The sequence below is a fragment of the Porphyromonas vaginalis genome (assembly GCF_958301595.1).
GTDB classification, from domain to species: Bacteria; Bacteroidota; Bacteroidia; order Bacteroidales; family Porphyromonadaceae; genus Porphyromonas; species Porphyromonas vaginalis.
The window spans coordinates 2,010,165-2,033,269 of sequence record NZ_CATQJU010000001.1 but is presented as its reverse complement, the minus strand read 5'-3'; the positions used below and the strand labels follow the sequence as shown (position 1 = coordinate 2,033,269).

Genomic DNA, 23,105 nt, shown 5'->3' with positions numbered 1-23,105 from the left:
GAAACAAAGGCTCACATCTATACGATTTACAGCTCTAGTCTCTTTGAATACCCGATGGTTCCGTTGTTGAAATTTCTCTCTTTTGCGTTATCGTCTAAGCCCCCTTTTGCGAGGGACTATTTTCTGTTTCTGCGCTTCCCGTTGTGCTACAAGAAACTCGTTGAGGTCTTTGTGTCGGGCATAGTGCCTGCTCATATCCTCTACCGTCACATCTGATGATTGGATAGTCAGGAGTGCTTGTCGTCCTACGGGGTCATTATCGAGGAACGCTCGAACGGAGTCAATGTCTTGCTCTTGGAGATAGGCGATGGCTCGTGAAATGTTGCTGACCGAGTTCAATACAAGGCAAGGAGCCGTTTCTTTCCCATTTATCGTAAGAAGGGAAAGGAAATCCATAAAGCCTTCAAAGATGCAGAGAGGGGCGTTGTCCTCTCGTCCTGCAATCACAGATATATCCTTTGGCGCAATAGTTCCCTTGAATGCGTTGTCATCCCGAAGCTCATATCCACCAGAACGATTGGGAAATCCGATGGCGGAGTATTCTCGTCCACCTACCTCGTAGTGGATGTGACGGAGATACCCACTTGCCACTGCAAGATCTATCTTGCGAACCTCTCGAAGATAGCGTTGCAGATGTGAGGGCAACTCATCGCTGATGGAGAGGATATGCCTTCTATTATTTGCTCTAGGCTCATCTCTTCTGTGCTCTATGTGATCTTCACGATGAAAGGAAGAGGGTGCAACTATTGTCTCTCGCTTTCCAGCAAGATGTTTCATTGCTTCATAAGCACTACACCCTTGCATACGCATCACAAGGTCTATGATACTTCCGCCTTGACCTGAGCCGTAGTCGTGCCACAAGTTCTCCCGAAAGTCTACCTTCATACTAGCATTGAAGTCTTCTCGGTAGGGTGCATGATAAAGAGCATACCCATTGTACCGCTTGGCAGGTTCGACACCATAGGTAGTATGCAGATAGTCGGCTATTGGTATTGCCTTAAGATGTTGTAGATCGTAATATTCGTTGTTCATTGCTGTTGTCTTTGGATTTGGATTGTTCGTATTCATTGTTCACGGCTTCTTCGTATTCATTGTTCACGGCTTCTTCGTATTCTTTGTTCACGGCTTCTTCGTATTCTTTGTTCACGGCTTCTTCGTATTCTTTGTTCGCTGTTTCATGGCATGTTCTGTTTTCTTGATTTTCTCTTTTTGGAGTTTTCCCCTTTTTATCTTACTACCTTTCTACACTAGGATAAGTGATTGACAGTGAAAGAGAAAAGTGTAACACTTCGTCGGGGTTTATCCTACTACACCATCTGTCTACACCACTTGTCCTCTATTAAGCTGTAGAAGCGTAGAAGGATTGTAGTAAGCTATGTCGTAAGATGAATATCTTCTGTAATCCTTTCTCTTTCACTGTATTATCCTTAGTTGTAGTAACGTAGTAAGGAGAATAGGAAAGAAAAGAGAAAGGGGTATTACAAAGGGAGTGCAACAACAGAGTGCTATGGTGGTTGCTCGGGGTAAATCTTACGGACGGCATAGACATATACGGGATTGCCATTTATCCTGCGACACTCCCTCGTATAGCCCGCCCTTCGCAGGGCTTCGCCCATCCGTTTGGGAGAGAGGGGTTGTCGGGTATAGCAGGAGAGATACCCTACAATCTCCGAATTGGTCATATAGAAGCGTTTCGTAGCCATCTCAGCTTCCGAGGGAAATGTGAAGTAGCGGAGTAACAGCTCCATCTCTGCTGTATAGACTTGGAAAGCCTCGCTGTTTCTATGCAACTCAATAATCTCTTCATCATTGAACCAATAGCGAAAGCCTTCATGCAGTAGTCGCTTAGCGTCACTGTAAACAGCATCCATCGGGATCGCTTTAGCACGGTCTATATCTATTGCCAATACTTCAAAGGGGAGGAAACGCCTGCTCCCTGTAGGGTCTGTGAGGAAGTCGTTGCCATTGACCGAAGCCACGAAGCTTGCCAAGTGGGGGCGCTCCTCAATGTGCTTCTCGTAAGGCATGCGGTACTTCACCTGCGGACAGGTTATCAGGTTCTTCAGTTCGTTTTCATCTCGCTTGTTGAGAGCTTTGAGTTGGTCATCAATGTTGATGATGAGGTTTTGCCCGATAAGGCTCAGCACATCTTTCTCCTGCGGATATATCTTTCCTGTATAGCGGTAGTCGGATAGAGCTGGTGGGCAGAGTAGGTCTAGAAAGGTCGTTTTGAACTTGCCTTGCTCGCCTGTCAGCACAAGGCAGGTGTGATTGCGACACTGCTTGTCGTCCATAGCATTGGCTACTACGGCCACTAGCCACTTGGTAAGGTATTCCTCCCACTTCTCAGAATTGGTTACTTGCACGCAGTCGGCAAGAGCTGTGATGGCTTCCGCATTACCTTTCGTCAGTGGTAAGGCTCGGAAATATTCTTGCACGGGATTGATACGTGGGGAGAAATCGCTCTCAATAATGCTGTACAGATTATCTGTTGAGGTCTGTATGTTGGCCTCCTTGTCCAAGGCTCGCTTGAGGGTGTTGATACGATAGCGGTCTACGGCGGTGTAATCGCCCTTGCCTTGTGGACGATACTCGGCTCGGTGCAAGACGGTGTTGTACCGAAACTCGTACTGAGCGGAAAGATACGCTTCTATTTGGCCGTTTTTGGAGGGGCTATCCTTTTCTTCTATCTTCATTGTGCAGATTGCTTTGTATTACATTGTTTTGATGATTAGCTCCTTTTCGAGAGCTAAAGCCAAGTTAGAAGAGTTTTTTCGCAAGAAACACAAGGACGGTTTTCTTGCATCAGAGTGCATCGCTTTTCTCAGACACGACACAACGAAAAGCCCCTTTTCACAATCCGATTGGAGGAAAAGAGGCTCTATGAGTGTGCAAATAGCACTAATGAAAAGTGTGTCGTTTGCTATGGATCGCGTTGCTTTACTTCGATGGATTGAAGTGATTACTTGAACTAGTGACGCAATGGAATAAAGTATGGACAATCATATAGCGGTCAAGAGCCACTCTCCCTAATATTTCCTCGTATATCCCGCTATCTCTGCGCTTGAAGAAATAGTGAAAGAGCCTGCTTACTTTTGCGTCAGAAAGTAATAACAACGCAAATAACACAACAACAAAATGAGATTTACAGCCATTGACACCTCCGCTTGGGAGGAACTGAAAGAGTGCATCGAGGAGCTGACAAAGAGTTTCAATGAACATTTTGCGCCACCAGCCCAATTCCCTGACTTATTGCACAACGGGGATGTATGCCGAATACTGAACATCAGTAAACGAACATTGCAGCACTATCGGGACTCGTCCGTACTGCCCTTTATCCAAATCGGACATAAGTGCTATTACATGCGAGAGGATGTGGAAGCTCTCCTCGCTAACTCTAACACTCGTAAAGGTTAACGACTATGGAGTACGAAACGATCAATAAAGAAACACCAGAGATGAAGCAACTCATCTCTGGCATTAAAGGTTTGACGAATCGAGTCAGAAGTATCGCTCAAACTCATCGTCCTCTTTTTGAAGGTGAAATCTACCTCACAGGAAGGGAGGTCTGCGAGAGACTGTTCCTTTCCCCTCGCACCCTGCAAGACTATCGGGATAAAAACATTATCCCTTACACCCAAATTGCAGGGAAAATCCTCTATCGGCTCTCAGACATCAACAGAATACTGAGTGAGAACTATAGGAAGCGTGTTAACTTGTAATCGCCACGATCCTTTTACATTTAATCGAGTAGGTCGGGAAACGAAAGTTTTCTGACCTACTTTCGGTATGACAGGCTCGTCATACAAAGCAAAAGTGGGTGTGCCAAGAAAAGCACCTTAAAGTCGTGAGGTGAAAAGGGGTATGTTAAGTGTTGACTTCAAGAAGATAACCGAATTACGTTACGTAGGGGCGGATACAGATACAGATCCGCCCCCACACGAGTCTTAGTGTACTTCAAAATTGTGATATAGGAAGCTGGTTTCTGTCATAATAGTACCGAAATGGTAATGGTTAACTTTTTCAAAGGTACTAAAGATAGAGCCAGCTTCTTTCTTAGTCCAAAGTTAAGTCATCACACAGAATCTCGGATGAACCACATTTATTTTACTTCCGATACTCGCACGTCATGCGGATTTTTCTGTACCCTATATGGAGGTAGTTTTACCTACTCAGAGAAAAGAGGAGAGAAGCTCTCAGAGCCCCCTCCTCTCTAGTTAGCAAAAGAATTCTACTAGGCTATCGCCTTAATGATTCTATGAGCATCAGTCTTCACGCTTTATCTCTAGAATATAAGATTTGCGCTCAACTGTAACAGCCTGTAACTTAAACGTTGCTGAACCACCCTCAGCAATCGAGAAGGTTTTATTGATATAATCAATCGTAATACCCTCATGGCTATCAATTACATTGAGACCAAAGTTTGGATCTCCAAGATCACGCTCCTCAATTACGTTACCATCAAAGTCTGTAATGTACACTGTCCCTAGAACCTTACCTGATCCACCCTTTGATGTAAACGTATTTGGCTCAGCTCTAAAAGAGAATCTTTCCCCGCCACGCTTTATGGGAATGGTCTGCTTACAGCCCTTGCCCTTGCCACTGATGACCTCGGCCTCAATCTTAAACGTCTCAGCATTTATACCATCTCGGACAAAAAACTCATTAAGTCCATACTCACGAGGTCCTATCCCAGTTGGATACCTCTCAAAGTGCAGTGTAAACTCAGAGTCCTTCAGGGGGGTCTCATGGAGTAGCTCTCCGCTTGGAGATAGTTCTTGTAGCACGCCGTGAACCTTACCATAACCTCCGTAACCAGAGAAGGAGTTTGGGCTGGCACTGAACTTTACTTGGAAGGTGTTCTTCTGAACGACCTCTGTAGTATCTTGTTTTTTAGGAGGTGTCGGTAGTCCGCAGTTACAGCAAGACGTCACCAATGCCATAAGTACAATAAGAGAGACGACATTTCTCATATTGATGAAGTACTTCATAATAGTATTATTTCGATTGGTTTATAGCTTGTGAATCTTTTGTGTAGCGATGAGAGCTGTTCCATCGTAGTAATGGAGGAGGTACTCCCCGCTAGGTAGTCCAGTAAGGTCTGCCGTCAATATTTTCTCACCTTGTGTAGATAGGGTGTAATATGTCTTGCCACTTTCTGCTGAGGTGATTTTTATTACACCGTCTTGACTAGCGTCTGTAAGCTCTATTGAGAGTATTCCATCGGTGGGGTTAGGATAAAGCTTCATCGGCGATGCCTCAATAGTAGTTTTTTGTGGTAGTGATACTATCTTGCTGATTCTTCAATGCATATCTAGACGAGTATACTCGCCTTGCGATACGCCACGACAGCTTGTCTGTACAGAGTTGAGCAACAGAAGTACTAGCCCTATACTCCTCCTCTGTAAACATATTACTTATCTCATCAAGCTCAAAGTTTTGAGCTACTATATTCAGACAAAGCAAGGTCAAGAAGCTGACCATCAATGTAAACCTTTTCATAGCGGTAGTATCTTTTGAGTGAACGGTGTAGAGCCGTCTGCGAATTCTATATGAATCACATATGGTTGATTAGGGTATGGGAGTGATAAGACAAACTCCTGTGGGTTGTTGATGTCATACGCTTTTGTGTAGCCTGCGATATTTGAGAGCGTAATGCACGTCATAGGACGCTCACTATTAATGAGCAGTTTACCACGTTCAACCTCTATCTGAGGTCTATTCTCATCTCCCATCTGCTGTACCGCCAAAGGCTTAGACTTCAGCAGATGAGTAGGGATGTAGCGACCTCGATAGTATCCTGTCTCTAGCTCGAGAAATCTTACTGTGTATAATGTGTCTGGGGAAACACTCGAATCATACCAGTTCTTGAGATACGAATGTGCACGACTCCACCCTCCTAAAGTGTTTGCAGCCTCAGAACGTCCAGAAAAGCTGGCTAGTCCCATCTCTTGTCCAGTCGTTGTCAGAAAGTAAAAGAAGAACCCAGGGAGCGGCTCTCCCCCTGGCTCTGATGGCCCCATAGTCTCATTCACAAAACAGCCCTCTACAGTGACGTATTTTGCGCCTTTATGGAGTTGCTCGAAGTCGTAGCTGTAGACATCACCATCTTGCCTACAGACAAAGTGGTAGATGCTGTCTAGCTGTATAGGCTTACCCGATAGTGTTTGTGTATTGGACTGCGGATTTGCCACTGTAGCATACACCCCCTCCTTAATTTGTATCGGGATATAAGCTTCATCAGTCATAATTGCAAGGATAGCTCCTTGAGTGGCTTTTGACGGATGATCCATGGTCGTCAATAGACCATAGATATCAGTCTTGCTCTGTGAAAGAGCAGTCATTCCAACGCTCAAACACAGCATAAACAGCAGTAATTTCTTTTTCATAATCCTATGTATTATAAGTGATTATTAAGTGCAAGTTTTTGATTGTCAGTTAGACAAAAGCACTGTTCCAAACGAGAATCTCCCACTCATATTCAAAAGCAAAAGTGGGTGTATCAGGAAAAGCACCTTAAAGTCGCAACTTGAAAAGGAGATGTCAAATATTTACTTCAAGAAGATACCCGAGTTACGTAGGGGCGGATACAAATCCGCCCCTACACGAGTTTTAATGTGTTGCGTAACACGTAGCCCGCCCTTTACAAGAAGGCTACTTTCTTTGTTGCGGTGTAGACACCTTCGTCCGTTGTGATCTTGATGGTCACTGTTTGGACGCTATTAGAAGGAGCTTTAGTGAAGCGCAGGCGATAGAGGATATTCTTGTGTTGTGGATCCTGTGGATCTATCACTGCATTGTCTGGTGCTAGATAGACCATCGCAAGCTCCTCTTGCGACACCTTATTGAGAGTCTTGTTGACGCGCTGCACTCCATATCGAGGATCGGAGTAGTCCACGTTAGGCTCAATTAGCCCTTCTAGACTTGCTGGGTCATAGTTACGCTTGATACTCGGATAGGCTGTCAGATACTCAATTTCTACAAGGTCTGATAGTGAAGAGCCTGCGGAATGAGTTGCGTCAAAGTCTTCAGCGGTAGTGATTGTGACATCGCTCACGAAGGCCGATAAAGCAAAGCCTAGATCAATGGCTTCTGGGAACGTCATCCTAGAGGCGGTATCTCCAAACTTCTTGGCACATTGAGCAAACTTGCTCACCTCTGCTGCTGGCTTTCTATACCCATAGAAGTTCTTAGTGACAAACTCCACGGTCATCGTATAGCTCCCGTTTTGATCTTTCTTGAGAGCATCCTCTTTGATGGATAGGTCACTGATCTTGTAGTAGCGATTTATCTGATGTCCAGAGCAGATATACTCACCTTGAGGGGTTACGCTAGGGTCTCCCTTGTCGTTTTTGTTAGGGTCTTGCTGCTCTTTGTTCGCTTTCTTTTGATCGTCCTTTTGGTTAGGTGCTGGAGCATTTTGACTACAGGAGAGTAGCATGACCAGTACGGTTAGGGTTGATAGGATTCGTTTCATAACTTTATTGTGTTATAGGGTTTGTATTAGGTTGCTCTATATATTTAGAGTGATTCAGTTTATATGGTGTAGGGTGTATAGGTACTCCCCTATCCACCTCAATGTGTGCTGATTTGTGAGTATAGAGTATTCCAAAGTTTGTCCAGCTGCTCAATATCTAAGCCTGAAAATAATGCGTCTTTAAACGAAAGACCTATATAAGTGTGCCTAAACAAAGAAGCTATATCTTCGCTTGTTTCACTTGACGATATCTCCTTTTTGGATTTAGCCAATTCGATAATATTTATCCAACAAGAGGACTCTCTTTCCTCATAGGCTTTCATTTCATCTTCAAAACTTGGATATAAAGCTTTGAGCTCAAGAATAAATCGATAGAAGTGAAAATGTTTCGCATCTCCTTTGTTTATTTGACTTAGGGAGTCCATCCTGTCCTTAATAGCACAGAGTTGTTCTACAATAAAGTCTCTCAGAGGTGTTTCTGAAATGGAATACTTTGATTGAGATCCTTCATTTGAAGAAGAGATATGATTGAAGAAGAACATGTCTCCCACACTTTTGAACATATCCTCTTTACTCTTGAAATAGTAAAACACTAATCCTCTTGAAACATTTGCAGCATTCTCAATTTCGGCAATACTAACTCTGTCATATCCCTTTAAAATGAAAAGCCTAAATGCTTCTTTTACTATGTTCTCTTTGCTTGATTTTCTTGCCATATAAACCTATATATGTTCTACTCTTATCAGAAAATAAACCGACTACTGAGTGAACTTTGAAGCAAAGGTAGGAAATACAAAGCAAACAACCAAATCTCAATAGAAGGATTGCGTTCCCGTACATTCCACCCACTAATATTCGTGTAAAAGAACTCTTCTTGTACGCTCTAGTTCGTTTTTCTCTTGATCAACTTATCCATATCCCTCGCAATCTTTTGGTCGGTGACTTGGGCGTAGATTTGCGTGCTGGCAATAGACGAATGCCCCATCATCTTAGCAATGCTCTCAATAGGCACACCAGCCTCTAGCGTTAGCGTCCCAAACGTATGTCTTGCACAGTGCCAAGTCAACGGAGTACGGATGCCACATGCCAACCCCACGGCTTTGAGATGACGGAGTAGCTTCCAGTCGCTCATTGTATCGGGGAATATCTTGTAATCCCCCTTGCTCTTCTCTTTCGTGTAAAGAGAGAGTATCTGCTCCGCTATCGAATGCAAGGGGATCAAGCTCTCCACCTCTGTTTTCTGTCTTGCCTCGCGAATATACCGCTTCCCCTCGCTGTTCGTCTCGATTTGCGAAGCTCGTAGCCCTTGTAAATCTACAAAAGCCAAGCCTGTAAAGGCCGAGAAAAGGAACATTCTTCGGCTTAGTTCTGCGCCTTCATCCTGCAACGGGAATGCCAAGAGCTTTGCCACATCGCCCTTACTCAGAAAACGAGGTTTGCGCTCCACGACTTCATACTTCACCTCTTCAAACGGATTGAAGCGTATCGTCCCCTGACTGACGGCTCGGTACATCAATCGACTCAACCAACAGAGATGGCTATTTATCGTTGCAGGTGCATAGCCCTCCCTCTTCAGATAGCAGCGATAATCCTCAAAGAACTCAATCGTAAGAGCCGACAAGGGGACATCCTGCTCACTGCGACTGCGCACAAAAGAGTTAAGCAGCCTATCGGCGTACCGATTGTTCCTATACGTCCCCGCACTACTGCATTCTCGTTGGGCTTTGAGCTCTTCCGCACTAAGAGCAAGCAGGGTCGTTGGAGTTTTCCCGACACCCTGCAAGTAGTTCTTCAGCAACTCGGCACTCACTGCTCCATACTTGTAAAGCAAGGAGTTGTAGCCTTGTTCGACATTCTCTCGAAAGGTTTGCAGGCGTTGGTTGGTCTTCTTCTCCTTTGTCTCCCCTCGCTTCACGCTCCAATCGTGGGGGGCAGTGCTTTCGCCTGTGGTTATCACTACGCTCGCTCCGTCTATGGTGATACGGCAAAGGATTGCCGTTGTGCCGTCTGCTTTGGTCTTGCTCTTATTGATATAGAATAGTATTCTGAATGTACTGCGCATAGCTCTTACAAGGTTAAGGTTAGCTCTTCAGTGAAAGAGAGGAATTGCTCAAACTCATCGAAAAGCTTCTTCGGAGTCACATGAGCATATCGCTCGGTCGTTTGGATATTGCTATGCCCCAACATTCGGCTCACTGTTTCAATCGGCACTCCTCGCTCCAAAGTGATCAAGGTCGCAAAGGTGTGGCGACCAACGTGTGCCGAAAGGGGAATGGTGATACCAGCTCGAAGTTGTAGGGCTTTGAGGTGGGCGAGGTAGCCCGAATAAGGAATAGGTGCAAAGAGTGTGTCACGCTCCTTTGATTGATGTCGCTCCATCAGACGCACCGCTTCAGATAAGAGTTTCACCCGACAAAGCGTATTGGTCTTCTGTCTGCGGAACTTAAGCCATAATGCCCCCTCATCATCCGTAAAGAGATGCTCCCGACTAAGGGCAACCATATCGCAGTAGGCAACACCCGTATAACAGGCGAAGAGAAAGAGGTTGCGAGCAGTCTCCAACTCCACCTCATACGGCTCAAAGGTCAGGGTCTGCAACTTATCCAACGAAGCCCTATCCAATGCACGAGGTCGCTTATTCTCTCCTCGTTCGATCGTTACGTGAGCAAACAGTTGTCGCGTTATCAACCCTTCACGATATGCCAAACGGCAGACCTTCTTCACCGCTAATGCCATCTTACGATAATGACCCTGCGAATGCCCCAGCTTTCCGACAGAATAGTGTTGTAGGCAATCCAAGAAGTCTTCTTCAATCTGACTGAAAGCAATATCTGTCGTGTGGAACTTCTCTTGGATAAAAGCGTGTAAGTGCCTACGAGTAGTGTAGTAACTACTTAAAGTCGTCCCCTTGATTTCTATCCCCACCTTTTGCTTCATCTCTTCAAGCATTTGATCATATCGCTCCAAGAGAGTGATTTGGCTTTGCATACTACCTTGCAGTAACTCCTTGATGTCAGTCGCTGTAAAGACAACCCCTCGCTCACAAAGGGTTTGATAAGCCGACTGCGCCGAGAGAAGCAAGCGCTCCAACTTGCCATTCGTTGTCACAGCTTCACGGCTCTTGCCGTTCAGCCTGCTCTCACGAGCATTCCACAGCTTGGGGTCGCACGACAGCTTGCAGCTGAATTGAGCTATCGTTCGCCCGTAGGTTATCCGCCCCATAATCGGAGCTAGTCCCGACCTGTCCAATCCGCTCTTTTTGAGGTAGAGCAACACCTTCATTTTGTCTGTTTGCATACGCTTCTGTTTTTATGGGCAAAGTTACCCGTTACCGGAGCGTTCTCAGCTATGCAAAGCGTTGTATATCAGAGCAGCAGCACCCGAATCGCAGAAAGTTCACTTACCGAATACTCTTCCGTCAGTTACCTGCTCCTACCTCTTCGTTACCATTCCGAGAATGGGCTAACGATTTGGTAACGGAACTTCTGCACAAATCCACTTCTTTTGCACTTTACCTCGCAGTGCAAACCACTGAGATATCGTGCAAATCCCTCTCATTTCCATATACTTACCCGCAATCCTCTCCCTAATGCCCTTCCCCCTAATAGTTCCTCCCTTGGAACTAAAAAGTTCCTCCGCTGGAACTGAAAAGTTCCTCCCTTGGAACTAAAAAGTTCCAAGAGGGGAACCGTTTTTGGAACTCGTATGTAATACGGAGCCAGCATGATACGACTGAGTATGACGATGACTAACCCGTGGCACTGCAACGGGTACCCGCTCGCTAGAGGAGACTGGTGCAACAGTCAACAGTCTCACTGCAATTCTCCTTTATGCAACAGTCTCCATTTGGTACCTCTAGCGTATAGAGACGTGGTGCTGAACCTTTCACAGACGGGCATATAGCAAGAGGGAGGAGATAACCCTTATGATATCTCCTCCCTCGCATTGTAGAGACTACTGTGAGAGCAGTCTCAGGGGGTTAGACGGTAAGGTACCTGTCTGGCATCATTACTCTTTGATCAGTAGCTGCGACTGACTACCTACTCGTAGCAGATAGGTGCCGTGGCTGAGCGCGTCGGTGTAGAGGACGGTCTCGACCTGGTCTAGAGTCATCTGCAGGACAATCTCTCCCTGCATAGAGGTTAGGTAGGCTGTCTGACCGATACACTCTGCTGGTATCGTGATGACGATACGCTCTGCAAAGGGGTTAGGATAGACAGCTAGCCCTGCCTCAGAGATCTGAGAGATAGCATTTACCTTCTTGAAGGAGACCTCCACCTTGAGATCCTGGTCGCCTAGAGTGACGATGAGCTTATTGCCCTCGATCTTCGTATCGGCACCAGCGACGGCAGGCTTGCCATTGACCATCCATTGGTCTAGCTCATAGCCCTCCTGAGGCGTAGCGGTAAAGGTAATAACAGCACCCTGCTCTACCTGATCGTTGCTCTCGATAGCCTTAGCCTCGGCACCAACCGTTGCAGCGATAGTACCACCCTCACCAGCGGTAAAGGTGACGGCATGCTTGACGATGAGCTTCTTGAAGGTCACCTCGACCTTGAGGTCCTGGTCGCCTAGAGTGACGATGAGCTTATTGCCCTCGATCTTCGTATCGGCACCAGCGACGGCAGGCTTGCCATTGACCATCCATTGGTCTAGCTCATAGCCCTCCTGAGGCGTAGCGGTAAAGGTAATAACAGCACCCTGCTCTACCTGATCCTTGCTCTGGATAGCCTTAGCCTCGGCACCAACCGTTGCAGCGATAGTACCACCCTCACCAGCGGTAAAGGTGACGGCATGCTTGACGATGAGCTTCTTGAAGGTCGCCTCGACCTTGAGGTCCTGGTCGCCTAGAGTGACGATGAGCTTATTGCCCTCGATCTTCGTATCGGCACCAGCGACGGCAGGCTTGCCATTGACCATCCAGTGGTCTAGTTCATAGCCCTCCTGAGGTGTAGCAGTAAAGGTAATAACAGCACCCTGCTCTACCTGATCCTTGCTCTGGATAGCCTTAGCCTCGGCACCAACCGTTGCAGCGATAGTACCACCCTCACCAGCGGTAAAGGTGACGGTATGCTTGACGATGAGCTTCTTGAAGGTCACCTCGACCTTGAGGTCCTGGTCGCCTAGAGTGACGATGAGCTTATTGCCCTCGATCTTCGTATCGGCACCAGCGACGGCAGGCTTGCCATTGACCATCCAGTGGTCTAGTTCATAGCCCTCCTGAGGTGTAGCAGTAAAGGTAATAACAGCACCCTGCTCTACCTGATCCTTGCTCTGGATAGCCTTAGCCTCGGCACCAACCGTTGCAGCGATAGTACCACCCTCACCAGCGACATACTCGACAGTGTAAAGCTTTATGTCCTTGAGGAAGGAGACCTCGACATTGAGGTCCTTGTCAGCTCTTTGGATGATGGTGTTGCGCCCCTTGCCCTTTGCAAATGGCTCGCCATTGATCGTCCACTGATCTGTCTTGTAACCGCTCATAGGCCTAGCGTTGAACCGTAGAGCTACACCGTCATCGACAGTGCTACCAGACTGTACCTCTGTACCATCAGATAGGAAGCACTGGAGCGTACCCCCCTCACCAGCTGTGAGCGTAACCTTGTGCCCTGCTGGAGTAGTCTGCTTGAAAGTCACCTCGACCTTGAGGTCCTGGTCGCCTAGAGTGACGATGAGCTTATTGCCCTCGATCTTCGTATCGGCACCAGCGACGGCAGGCTTGCCATTGACCATCCATTGGTCTAGCTCATAGCCCTCCTGAGGCGTAGCGGTAAAGGTGATGACTGCACCCTGCTCTACCTGATCGTTGCTCTCGATAGCCTTAGCCTCGGTACCAACCGTTGCAGCGATAGCACCACCCTCACCAGCGGTAAAGGAGACAGCATGCTTGACAACTAGCTTATGGTACTTGACATCAATGACGGCGTTAGCTCGCAGTGTGATGCTGGCCTTGAGGGTCTCAATATCAGCTACTGGGATTTCTTCACCATTGTTGGTCCATGCATCTAGGGCATAGCCTTCCTTGACCGTAGCTTGAAACTCTACGAAGGTACCCTCTTTGACTTTGGCCTTGGGCTCTACAGCTACCTTACGACCACCATCGTAATAGTAGGCTTCGATAGTTCCCCACTCATTGTCTGGCTTGTAGTCGACCTCATACATCTGCTCCTTTTTGAAGGTGACTTTGACATCGGTCTTTGCCTTAATCTGCCAAGTGATATAAGGTCTTCCAGCGAGCTGGCTCTGTACCTCACCATTGACAATCCATTGATCGACCTTGTAGTCCTGCTCTGTGTTTGGCATCGCCGTAAAGCGCATGTAGACATTCTCATCTACTTTTGACCCGCTAGGTATGGTCGTACGACCATTGTAAGTAGCTCCGATGATATCTCCACCCTCACCAGCAGAGTAGGTAACCTCGTAGGTGACTGGAAGCTTCTTGAAGGTCGCCTCGACCTTGAGGTCCTGGTCACCCAGAGTGACGATGAGCTTATTGCCCTCGATCTTCGTATCGGCACCAGCGACGGCGGGGTTGCCATTGACCATCCATTGGTCTAGCTCATAGCCCTCCTGAGGCGTAGCGGTAAAGGTAATAACAGCACCCTGCTCTACCTGATCCTTGCTCTCGATAGCCTTTGCATCAGTACCAACCGTTGCAGCGATAGTACCACCCTCACCAGCGGTAAAGGTGACGGTATGCTGAGGCTTCTGAGGAGCCTTATAGACGGCCTTAACCTCTGTATCTTCGTTGATCACAAGCTCGCGTAGGCGGAGCGGATTGTATTTGTCGCAGGCCTTTTTCGTATTGTTGACGAGCCAATGCTCCAGCGTGTAGCCCTCTGTGAGTGTTACGACAAAGGTCACTTCAGTACCTGCAGGCACTTGGTCGCCAGACTTGATGTAGACATCTTTGTAGCCGTTGAACCCTTCGTCCTTGAGGTAAGAGGCAGTCATCTTGCCACCCTCACTGACAGCATCAAAGGTTACGGTACATAGCTTTGCCTTGTTGCATACCACGGCGACAGTCATATCTTCCTTTGCCGTAACGGTCAGCATCTCGAGCTTGACGGTAGGAGTCTTGGTACCATTGTATGTCCAGTGATCAATGGTGTAGCCCTCCTTAGGAGTAGCTAGGAAGGTGATCATATATCCCTCCTCTACCTTATCTCCAGGCTTGACATTGATACGTCCAGAGGCTTGCGTGTCATAATAAGCGACGAGCGTACCCCACTCATTCTCCTTGGTATAGTTGATCGTGCAGAGCTTAGCAGGCTTGTCCTCCTTAAAGGTTACATGTACCTTGAGAGCTTCACGAACAGAGCGAGTGAGTTCTGGCTTACCAGCGAAGAATTGTTGAGGCTGATCATTGACAGTCCACTGATCAACAAGGTAGCCACTCTCTGGCTTTGCGGTGAATGTGACTTGGCTGTACTGAACGATGGCATCACCACTTGAGATACCCTTCTGAGCCGATCCCTCAGCTACAGTAGCTACGATAGTACCACCCTCACCAGCAGTGAAGAAAACGGGGAAGGTGACAGGGAGCTTCTTGAAGGAGACCTCCACCTTGAGAGGCTTATTGCCAAGACGCTCCGTTATCTCCTTCTTGCCAGCATAGCGCGTGATAACCTCATCATCTATACGCCACTGATCAACCTCATATCCATCATCGGGTGTAGCGGTAAATATAATGTACGAGCCCTCGTCGAGCTTAGATCCAGAGTCAAAGGCGGTGCCTAGTAGAGTACCTTGGATGGTACCACCAGTGCTAGCTGTGTACGTTACGGTCTGCTTGGGCTTAGTAGCAAAGGTGATACGGATCTTGCTATTCTCACTGATCGTGATGGTTTGGCTAGTTTTGCCCTTGGAGGCATCAATAGGCTGATCATTGAGATACCAGAGGTCTACGACATAGCCCGCCTTTGGCTCGACCTCAATGTCAACCTCGGAGTCCTTGGGTAGTTCCTTGCCACTCTGAAAGTCTACGTAGTTGTAAGTAGTACGATCATAGTATGTGGCACTCTTGATGGTACCACCCGCCTCTGCGACATACTCGACCGTGTAAAGCTCTATGTCCTTGAGGAAGGAGACCTCGACATTGAGTGGCTTGTCAGCTTTTTGGATGATAGTGTTCTTGCCCTTGCCCTTTGCAAATGGCTCGCCATTGATCGTCCACTGATCAGTCTTGTAGCCACTCTTAGGCTTAGCGGTGAACCGTAGAGCTACACCGTCATCGACAGTGCTGCCAGACTGTACCTCTGTACCATTAGATAGAGAGCACTGGAGCGTACCTCCCTCACCAGCTGTAAGCGTAATCTTGTGCCCTGCAGGAGCGGTCCGCTTGAAGACGGCTCCGATGGTGTCGTCTTCTTCTGCAGTAAGCTTACAGGTGTGCTCGTCGACAACCATCAGATAGGGACTTCCTTTCTCTCCATTGAGGGTCCAATAGTCAAATTCGTAACCCGCTTTTGGGGTAGCAGTGAAGTAAGCCATCTTACCCATAGGGACTTTATCTCCCGAGTGGAAGGCTTTGTGATTGAAGTTGTCATCCTCGTAATAGGCAGTAATGGTGCCCTCGGGAGTGTCCTCTTGGAATGTAAAGACGACCCCCTCAAAGCTCTGTCCTGAAGACTCAAAGTCTACTTTAATCTTTGTATCCTTACGAATTACAAAGGTCTGTCGAGTGCTCCCCTCTGATCCACTTATAGCGACATCATCTAGGTACCACTTACCGATCTTTGCCCCCATATCAGGTATCGCATTCACTTCGAGCGTGATGTTCTTAGGTACGGGATCGCCATTATATACATAAACCTTATCTTCTTCTTGAGTGAATGGATCCCTATCGACATAGAAAGCCGTGAGATGTCCTCCTGCGGAACTCTCTAATGTGACTGTGCATTCATCTGTAGCCGTCTCAGGCTCCTTCATCACGATGACGACATCGATGTCCTCTTCGGGCATCTCCATCTCCATCATCTTAGCACCGCCATAGCCCTCAGGCTCATGCTGGGCGAGCTCACCATTGACCATCCAGTGGTCGATCTCATAGCCATCCTCTACAGTTGCCGTAAAGGTGAGCTGTACGCCCGCAGGAATCTTGCGTCCTGATGTTACTACCACCTTGCCCTCTGGGGGGAAGTAGGTAACACATCTTAGGGCAGAGACCCCCTTGGGCAGGGTGTAGCGGACGGCATAAGTCGCTCCGCTAGACTGACCGCTTGCCTTACTGCCCCATCCTCCCAAAAGGAGCAGCAGGGCAAAGACAATCGGGTAAAGTATTCGTTTTGTCATAGATTGTATTTGTTGAAATGTAAGTTATGATATAGTTGTCTATAAGTCTCTCATCGTATCAGTAGATAGCGCAGATCTCCATAGACTAACAAAGCCTTATGAAGTGGCGTGTGTATCTCAAGCGTTTGATCAGCAAGACCTCTATATATCAGTGCCCCATCGAGTGAGAAGACGGAGAGGATAGCCGTACCATCTAGATGCTGTGGAGCAATGACCCATCCACTCTCTATCGGGTACCAAGTCAAGGCATCCACTGATGGAGTGACACACTCTTGAAGAGCTGTGATGACGGTGACGCCACCACCCTCCTTCCAGCCATTGACGGTCCACTGCTTCTGCTCGGCCTGCTTGATCTGCTCTGGCGTCAGCTCGTTGTGTTCCTCTAGAGATGGCTGACCATCTCTGGTGACATAGAGGACGTTGAAGATTTTGCCACGTATCTTGGACGATGGAGCGATGTCGTTTAGGGCATCAATGAGTTGCTGCATAGCTTGACGCTTGATCTGATTTCTAAAGACCGAAAGCGTCTCCAGCTTGTGGAGGTGACTACAGTCCACGCTTGCGAATTGATTAGATGCTAGGTACAGTTCCTGCAGGTTATCACAACCTGTAAGGTCTATCGTAGAGAGCTTGTTCTCGCTCAGAGATAGGACCTTTAGTTGCTGCAACCCCGACACAGCAACGCCCTGATAAGCGTTGGTGACTAGAAATAGCTCCTCAAGAGCAGTGTAGGGACGCAGGTCTATATCTCCAGAGAGCTTATTATTGGAGAGATCTAGATTTTTGAGTGTCTTGCCTTTAGGCAGTATAATCTCCGATAGGTCGTTGTCTCGAACCCATAGTAGCTCTATCGAGTGAGCCTCGGAGGCATCTACCTTAGAAACATGTGCTTGGTCATTGATCCGCAACTCTGTAATCTGCCGACCATAGAGTACGAAGGTCTGCTTACTGCCGACCCTAATCTGATGCTTACGTCCTGCGCTTGCGTCAATCTCCTCACCTAGGTCATAGCTATCGTTGCCATTGAGATCAACCCAGCAATCCTCCCCTTTAGGGAAGAATGAGAGTAGCGTGGAATCCTCGGAGCTGACAGTTATGACAATACGCTCGGCACGCTCTCCGAGCTTTTGGTCAGGCTCGCCCTCGTAATCAGCTGTCTGGCCATTGTAGACCGACCATCCATTGGAACGTGCTGTGGTGACCATACTCTTGGAGATATGATTACCCTCATCGGGGGCAGTGGTATCAACTGCGTACAGCTTACCCTTAGTCTCTGAGGTCGCCTTGGTAGGTAGCTGTGAGACTAGATCTCGCATTGCTATGAGATCTATCTTATTGACTTCAACATGTAGCTCTTGAAGCGACTTGAGGGCTAGCGGGTTAAAGGAGGTAAGACTATTGTTGCTAAGCCAAAGCTCCTGCAGATCGTGATAGGCGGGTAGCTCTATCGAAAAGATTTGATTGAAAGCTAGTGTGAGCTTGTTCATTGGGGCTTGCGAGGGTAGCAGGAGGCTTCTCAGGTAGTTGTGACTTAGGTCTAGCTCTTTGAGCTGTTGCTGTGCAGATAGGTCAACAAACTCCAGCAGGTTATGACTAAGATCTAGAGACTCTATATGAGGAGCCTGAGCAAGATCGACACCCTTTAGCTGACCATTGGGGATACGCACCTCTGTTATGTCAGATCCGTAGATGGTTACGATGTTTCGCTCCGAGAGAGTGATGCGATTATGTCCCACCTGAAGACTCTCACCAGGGTCGCAGAGGTTGTTGCCATTGAGATCTATAAAGAGATTGCTCCCCTTCAAGTCAAGAGAGAGCTCTCCCCCACGTTGTTGCTGAGTCGTAATAATAAATCCTTCCTTGGTCGGGTCAATCGTTGGGTCACTAGAGCCTGCGTAAAGTTGCTCTACACCACCGTGATAGTCATAGACATCCCATCCTAGACTATTCGCCAGAGAGACAACACTCTTAGAGCAGACATTTGCCTCTCGGGGCGTTATACCCTGCGTATTGATAGCTATGAAACGCTTCTCCTCTCTAGACTTATCATCTGCAGGAAGCGTAGACACGAGTTGCTTCATACGCTCTAACGAGAAGTTGTTTTGGTAGATCCGAAGCTCCTTGAGGCGTGTCGGATTGACATGTAGGGTAAGCTCGCGAAGCTCATTGCAAGAGAGATCTACGCTCTCTAGCAGAGCACCTCGAGAGAGATCTATAGCAGTAAGCCCACAACGAGAGGCGTAGAGCCCAGTCACGGTAGCGAGTGCACGGATAGACAGCTCCTTTAGGTTCGGATTATTGGATACACTAACGACCTTGAGATTGGTACAAGCCATCGGGATATTTAGCTCCTTCAGCTCATTGTCATCTAGATGAATGGAGGAAAGCGATATGGCCCCCCTGAGTATCGGGTTCTGGAGAGCGCATCGATCAGCTTCGAGCCACGATAGTCTATTGCAATCTGAGAGGAGGAGGCTGTGAAGCTTAGGACTATCCGAGGCGTATAGATGGGTGAGCGAATAGCAAGCTGTCGCATTGATCACTTCTAGCATCGTCTCTCTCAGATTGACCTCAGCAATGCTTGGACAAGACTGGAGACTAAGCTCACCAACGATGGGGTTTCCCCTGAGGTTTAGCTTAGTGAGAGAGTGCGCTGCGGTCAGATCTATGGCTTTGATTTGATCTGGGGTCTCACTGTTTTGTAGTATCAGCTCTGTTATCGTCTTGCCATAGATTGTCAAGGGGAGATGGTTGTTTTGCAATGCCTTGACCATCTTCTTACCAGACTGGACAGCTTCGCCAGAGTCAAGAGTTTTATTGCCATTTAAGTCAATCCACAGTTGTTCACCAGAGATATAGCCAGTGAGTTCGCTATACTGTCCCGTAGGAGTTATAGTTATGGACTCCGCGGTACTCTGAGCTGTGACGCAGGTTGCTATGCCAAGAGAGGCAAGGAAGAATAATTGCTTGAGAATATTCATAAGAGGAATTAGATATGATAAGTCAAAAATCCAACTTCAGATGATGAGCTTACGGCTACTACTACCTATGCGCAATATGTACACACCTTTAGATAGAGGTATATAGCTATCAGCTTGAGTAAGTGTAGTCTGTAAGATCTGTGTGCCATCTAGCGTGTAGATGGTGAGCGTCTTGTAGGGTAGCTCTGCTCCTCTGACCCTTATGCCAGCTCCCTCGACAAAGCACTGGTAAGGCTCCGTCTGAAGTGGAGCTTCGCATGCTCTGTGATTACCCTCGTAGGGTATCCATGTGTGAGAGGAAGCATCCCACTGGGAGGGTTGCCATCTCTTAGCCTTAGCCTCAGTGACTTGCTTGGGGCGCATTTGATTCGTCTCAGGTCTTACCGAGTCATCATAGATACCTAGTATAGCTGGACTCTCAGACTCAGGGATCATCAGTAGCCCGTCTACGATCTGCTGCACGAGCACCTCTGATAGATGCCCCTGACTACAGATGAAAGAGCGCAATCTCGGCATAGCCCTAAAGCACATATCCTCTACTTGATTGCCCGCAAAGCTTAGACGGGTAGCAATAGGTAGCTGATCCAGAAAGAGCGTTGATATCTTACAGCTGTCAGCTACGATCTCTTCGATAGCTCCTCGCACTGTGATGGCGGGCTTATCTAGTATATACTGGATGCGCTCTCCATTGCGCCACTCCCCCTTGACCCCTCGCATGAGGAGCTCCGTCCCCTCCTTGACTCGTATGGTGAAGGATATAGGCTCGCCGAGTTCTATCTCTGGATAAAAGGTCGTAAAGGACAGATCCGAGCGATCTGCAGGGAGGTTGTTGTCATAGGGCTGGTAGATGTCACTACTAGTACGACACTTGACGGTCCACCCCTTAGCTTGTAGCTGGTTGATATGCTCCTGGGTGATAGTGTTCTGCTCGTAAGGATCCACCTTACTTAAGACCACGATGGAGCCTCGCTGTGCATTGGGTGTCAGATTGGGCAGATGAGCGATGAGGCTGTCTATCCCTTCGGCCATAAACCTATTGGAGTAGATGAAGAGCTGGTTGAGGAAGGGACAATCAGCAAAGTCTAGTGTGGAGATCATATTGCCACTACAATTGAGCGTGGAGAGCTGTGGGCAGTTGCTTAGATCTAGTTGCTTGAGATAGTTATTGTCCACAAAGACCTGCTGTAGCTGCTCATTTAGCGTGAGATCTAACTCCTTAATAAGATTGTTAGCACACTGGAGCTGCGCTAGATAGTCGCAGTAGTATAGGTTCAGCTTGCGTATCTTATTGTCATTGATCGCGAGCCACTCCAGCGACAAGGCGCGAGACAAATCTATGTCTGTAATGCCACACCCATTGGCGTTGAAGTCAGTGATCGGTCCTGTGAAAGTAATCTCTTGAGACTGGATCTCATAAGAGACATCCTCGGCTGGGTCGTAGATACCCTTTAGTCCCTCGATGGTGATATCTCCATTGGCAATGATATTGAGGGTAATGGTTTCGCCTATCTTCTTGTCTGTCGTAATCTTGATGGCTTCGCGCTGCTGAGCAAAGCTTGTCAGCGGTAGAAGGAGTAAGACGAAGTAGAGTATATACTTGTGCATAGCTTATTGTTGGCTTATTGGATTATTAGTTGCTCTCCATAGGTATGACGAGCAGAAGCAAAGGAATTAGATATGGTAAGTCAAGGAGAGGAGCACTCCGTAGGAGCGTGCCTGCTCCCCGATCAGCTCTGGATGGCTAAATATACCCGAGGTAGTAGTCGGCCTACCCTCGTAGAGAGGTCGTCTTGTGCTTAGTCGATTAGGAGCGTAGAAGGCATCCACGCCTATGGTCATCGCTTGGCTACGTGGCAGTGGTATGGCTAGCTGACCATGCCATCTAAGCTCTAGACCAGACTTGAGCTTACTCAGTAGAGGCAGGTAAGCCAGCTGGTAGTCGAGCTGATCCTTGTAGCCACGCTCCACGACATAAGTCGATGAGAGCGGTAGACGATACGCCACGGAGAGAGCCGTGTAGAGACGATCGCTGTACCGATAGTCACAGCCCGCCCAGGGTCTCACGACACTATAGTCTATGTGATTAGAGCTACCCTTGTAAAGCTCCTGATGATAGTGATAGCCCCCGCCGAGGGAGAGAGCTAGCTGATGTCTAGAGGAGAGCGGGATCTGATAGCGTCCTCTGAGCTGAGCGTCGTAGTCTGACTGCCGATAGGTCTGTCGCTGACCGATCTGGCGTAGATCTGTGATGGTGAGATGCTCTTGGTCTGGCTGATGGGTCGCATAGATATACTCGGTACCTAGACGATGTAGTATGCTACTCTCTAGAGCCAAGGTACACCTGCCCCACCCCACACTACTGAGCAGTCTCACATTATTATTAAGGAGTCCGAAGAGCCCAGCAGCGGACGACTCTTCCGTCCGCATCTTGTAGAGTTGGTCAGAGAGTAAGAGCGTATAGTGAGGAGCTCCGAACTCACGCTGTCTACTCCTTAATAATAGGTCTACTGCCACACCACCCATATAGTGCATACGAGAGGTGCCAAAGAAGATTTTAGTATTCTGCACATCCACCATCCCAAAGCCGTACGTTAGCGGGAACTTGTCCTGCTGTGAGGGTCTCCAGAGCCATAAGTTCATATACTTACGATGATAGAGCGCATGTAGCGTAGCCGATAGATCTAGCGAGCTAAAGTGATGCTTGTAGCCTAGGGTCGCTTGGAGAGTACCAGTTGTATTGTAGACACGAGGGTCTTCGTACTTATAGGCTATCTCCCCAGCGAAGTGTAGCCCAGCGCCCAGCTCTGAGGCTCCTCGTCTGAGCGCATAGAGAGCGCCTGCGATATAATGCTCATAGCGATAGTCACCGCCAGAAGTGTCAGCGACAAGGTATGGTAGGTAGTACTCAGGCTGTCGTATGGCTGAGTAGCCTATCGTGCCTTGATAGCCTAAGCCTACAGAGACATAGCCACTGAGACGACCTCGATGCTTGAAGTTTGCCACACCCATCGCCACCAGCTCTCCGGCCGTCTCCGTGGCTCCCTCATAAGGAGCTCTGACCCCGTCCTGAGAGAGGTAGTTACTCCGTAGCCCCACGAGAGCATAGGTCGTGTCTTGCGGTATCTCCGTCGGGATTGTGTAGCGCACCTTAGCAAGCTTATCCTCAACTCGTGGTGTGATCTCCGCATAGTACCTTTGGAGCGCAGAGCTATAGACCTCTCCCTGCCCTATGATAAAGGGGGAAGCGGGCGTCTGCGCCTTTGTGACCGCTACATAGCCGAGCAGTAGTAAGCAAAGGGCGAAGCTACGGATAGATAGAGAGGAGTGGGTGAAGGCGTGTAGATACATAGTGT

Annotated in this window: 15 protein-coding genes; 2 read left to right on the top strand and 13 right to left on the bottom strand. The window is 48.0% G+C overall.

Features of this window, described 5'->3' with window-relative positions:
* Nucleotides 1–87: 87 nt before the first annotated feature.
* A complete protein-coding gene (locus Q2J34_RS07850; protein ID WP_300969839.1) occupies nt 88–1,032 on the bottom strand; it encodes a toprim domain-containing protein in 945 nt (314 codons plus the stop codon).
* A gap of 473 nt (nt 1,033–1,505) precedes the next feature.
* Entirely contained in the window at nt 1,506–2,696 is a 1,191-nt protein-coding gene (locus Q2J34_RS07845; protein WP_300969837.1) for a VapE domain-containing protein, read from the bottom strand.
* A 442-nt stretch (nt 2,697–3,138) separates the two neighbouring features.
* Here Q2J34_RS07845 and Q2J34_RS07840 point away from each other — a divergent pair, with 442 nt between their 5' ends.
* Nucleotides 3,139–3,417, top strand: a complete 279-nt coding sequence (locus Q2J34_RS07840) for a helix-turn-helix domain-containing protein (protein ID WP_300969835.1) — start codon at nt 3,139–3,141, stop codon at nt 3,415–3,417.
* Between the two features lie 5 nt (nt 3,418–3,422).
* Complete coding sequence (locus tag Q2J34_RS07835) at nt 3,423–3,722, top strand: helix-turn-helix domain-containing protein (RefSeq protein ID WP_273474289.1); 300 nt, start codon at nt 3,423–3,425, stop codon at nt 3,720–3,722.
* 543 nt (nt 3,723–4,265) lie between these two features.
* Here the strand turns inward: Q2J34_RS07835 and Q2J34_RS07830 are convergent.
* From Q2J34_RS07830 to Q2J34_RS07785, 11 genes are all read right to left on the bottom strand, one after another.
* A complete protein-coding gene (locus tag Q2J34_RS07830; protein WP_300969832.1) occupies nt 4,266–4,991 on the bottom strand; it encodes a hypothetical protein in 726 nt (241 codons plus the stop codon).
* A 21-nt stretch (nt 4,992–5,012) separates the two neighbouring features.
* Nucleotides 5,013–5,249 carry a T9SS type A sorting domain-containing protein gene (locus tag Q2J34_RS09935; protein ID WP_422764068.1) on the bottom strand — a complete coding sequence of 79 codons (237 nt, stop codon included), beginning with the start codon at nt 5,247–5,249 and terminating at the stop codon, nt 5,013–5,015.
* A gap of 249 nt (nt 5,250–5,498) precedes the next feature.
* On the bottom strand, nt 5,499–6,389 hold the full coding sequence (locus Q2J34_RS07825; protein ID WP_300969830.1) for a hypothetical protein: 891 nt from the start codon (nt 6,387–6,389) through the stop codon (nt 5,499–5,501).
* A 254-nt stretch (nt 6,390–6,643) separates the two neighbouring features.
* Complete coding sequence (locus Q2J34_RS07820; protein ID WP_300969828.1) at nt 6,644–7,477, bottom strand: hypothetical protein; 834 nt, start codon at nt 7,475–7,477, stop codon at nt 6,644–6,646.
* A 98-nt stretch (nt 7,478–7,575) separates the two neighbouring features.
* Nucleotides 7,576–8,193 (bottom strand): TetR/AcrR family transcriptional regulator, encoded by a 618-nt coding sequence (locus Q2J34_RS07815; protein WP_300969826.1) that lies wholly within the window; start codon nt 8,191–8,193, stop codon nt 7,576–7,578.
* A gap of 167 nt (nt 8,194–8,360) precedes the next feature.
* Entirely contained in the window at nt 8,361–9,539 is a 1,179-nt protein-coding gene (locus Q2J34_RS07810) for a site-specific integrase (protein ID WP_300969824.1), read from the bottom strand.
* Between the two features lie 5 nt (nt 9,540–9,544).
* Nucleotides 9,545–10,774: a site-specific integrase gene (locus tag Q2J34_RS07805; protein WP_300969822.1), complete on the bottom strand. Its 1,230-nt coding sequence runs from the start codon at nt 10,772–10,774 to the stop codon at nt 9,545–9,547.
* A 711-nt stretch (nt 10,775–11,485) separates the two neighbouring features.
* Nucleotides 11,486–16,771, bottom strand: a complete 5,286-nt coding sequence (locus tag Q2J34_RS07800; RefSeq protein ID WP_300969820.1) for an InlB B-repeat-containing protein — start codon at nt 16,769–16,771, stop codon at nt 11,486–11,488.
* 50 nt (nt 16,772–16,821) lie between these two features.
* The gene (locus tag Q2J34_RS07795) at nt 16,822–19,752 is read right to left on the bottom strand and encodes a hypothetical protein (RefSeq protein ID WP_300969818.1); all 2,931 of its coding nucleotides are present in this window, start codon (nt 19,750–19,752) and stop codon (nt 16,822–16,824) included.
* A gap of 36 nt (nt 19,753–19,788) precedes the next feature.
* A complete protein-coding gene (locus Q2J34_RS07790) occupies nt 19,789–21,357 on the bottom strand; it encodes a hypothetical protein (RefSeq protein ID WP_300969816.1) in 1,569 nt (522 codons plus the stop codon).
* A 66-nt stretch (nt 21,358–21,423) separates the two neighbouring features.
* Nucleotides 21,424–23,100, bottom strand: coding sequence for a DUF6850 family outer membrane beta-barrel protein (locus Q2J34_RS07785; RefSeq protein WP_300969814.1), 1,677 nt, complete (start codon nt 23,098–23,100; stop codon nt 21,424–21,426).
* Between the last annotated feature and the right edge of the window lie 5 nt (nt 23,101–23,105).

Coding starts and splice junctions, on each gene's coding strand:
- Q2J34_RS07820 (WP_300969828.1), bottom strand. CDS start 7,477: ATGAAACGAATCCTATCAACCCTAACCGTACTGGTCATGCTACTCTCC.
- Q2J34_RS07845 (WP_300969837.1), bottom strand. CDS start 2,696: ATGAAGATAGAAGAAAAGGATAGCCCCTCCAAAAACGGCCAAATAGAA.
- Q2J34_RS07830 (WP_300969832.1), bottom strand. CDS start 4,991: ATGAAGTACTTCATCAATATGAGAAATGTCGTCTCTCTTATTGTACTT.
- Q2J34_RS07815 (WP_300969826.1), bottom strand. CDS start 8,193: ATGGCAAGAAAATCAAGCAAAGAGAACATAGTAAAAGAAGCATTTAGG.
- Q2J34_RS07850 (WP_300969839.1), bottom strand. CDS start 1,032: ATGAACAACGAATATTACGATCTACAACATCTTAAGGCAATACCAATA.
- Q2J34_RS07805 (WP_300969822.1), bottom strand. CDS start 10,774: ATGCAAACAGACAAAATGAAGGTGTTGCTCTACCTCAAAAAGAGCGGA.
- Q2J34_RS07800 (WP_300969820.1), bottom strand. CDS start 16,771: ATGACAAAACGAATACTTTACCCGATTGTCTTTGCCCTGCTGCTCCTT.
- Q2J34_RS07840 (WP_300969835.1), top strand. CDS start 3,139: ATGAGATTTACAGCCATTGACACCTCCGCTTGGGAGGAACTGAAAGAG.
- Q2J34_RS07790 (WP_300969816.1), bottom strand. CDS start 21,357: ATGCACAAGTATATACTCTACTTCGTCTTACTCCTTCTACCGCTGACA.
- Q2J34_RS07825 (WP_300969830.1), bottom strand. CDS start 6,389: ATGAAAAAGAAATTACTGCTGTTTATGCTGTGTTTGAGCGTTGGAATG.
- Q2J34_RS07785 (WP_300969814.1), bottom strand. CDS start 23,100: ATGTATCTACACGCCTTCACCCACTCCTCTCTATCTATCCGTAGCTTC.
- Q2J34_RS07795 (WP_300969818.1), bottom strand. CDS start 19,752: ATGAATATTCTCAAGCAATTATTCTTCCTTGCCTCTCTTGGCATAGCA.
- Q2J34_RS07835 (WP_273474289.1), top strand. CDS start 3,423: ATGGAGTACGAAACGATCAATAAAGAAACACCAGAGATGAAGCAACTC.
- Q2J34_RS07810 (WP_300969824.1), bottom strand. CDS start 9,539: ATGCGCAGTACATTCAGAATACTATTCTATATCAATAAGAGCAAGACC.
- Q2J34_RS09935 (WP_422764068.1), bottom strand. CDS start 5,249: ATGAAGCTTTATCCTAACCCCACCGATGGAATACTCTCAATAGAGCTT.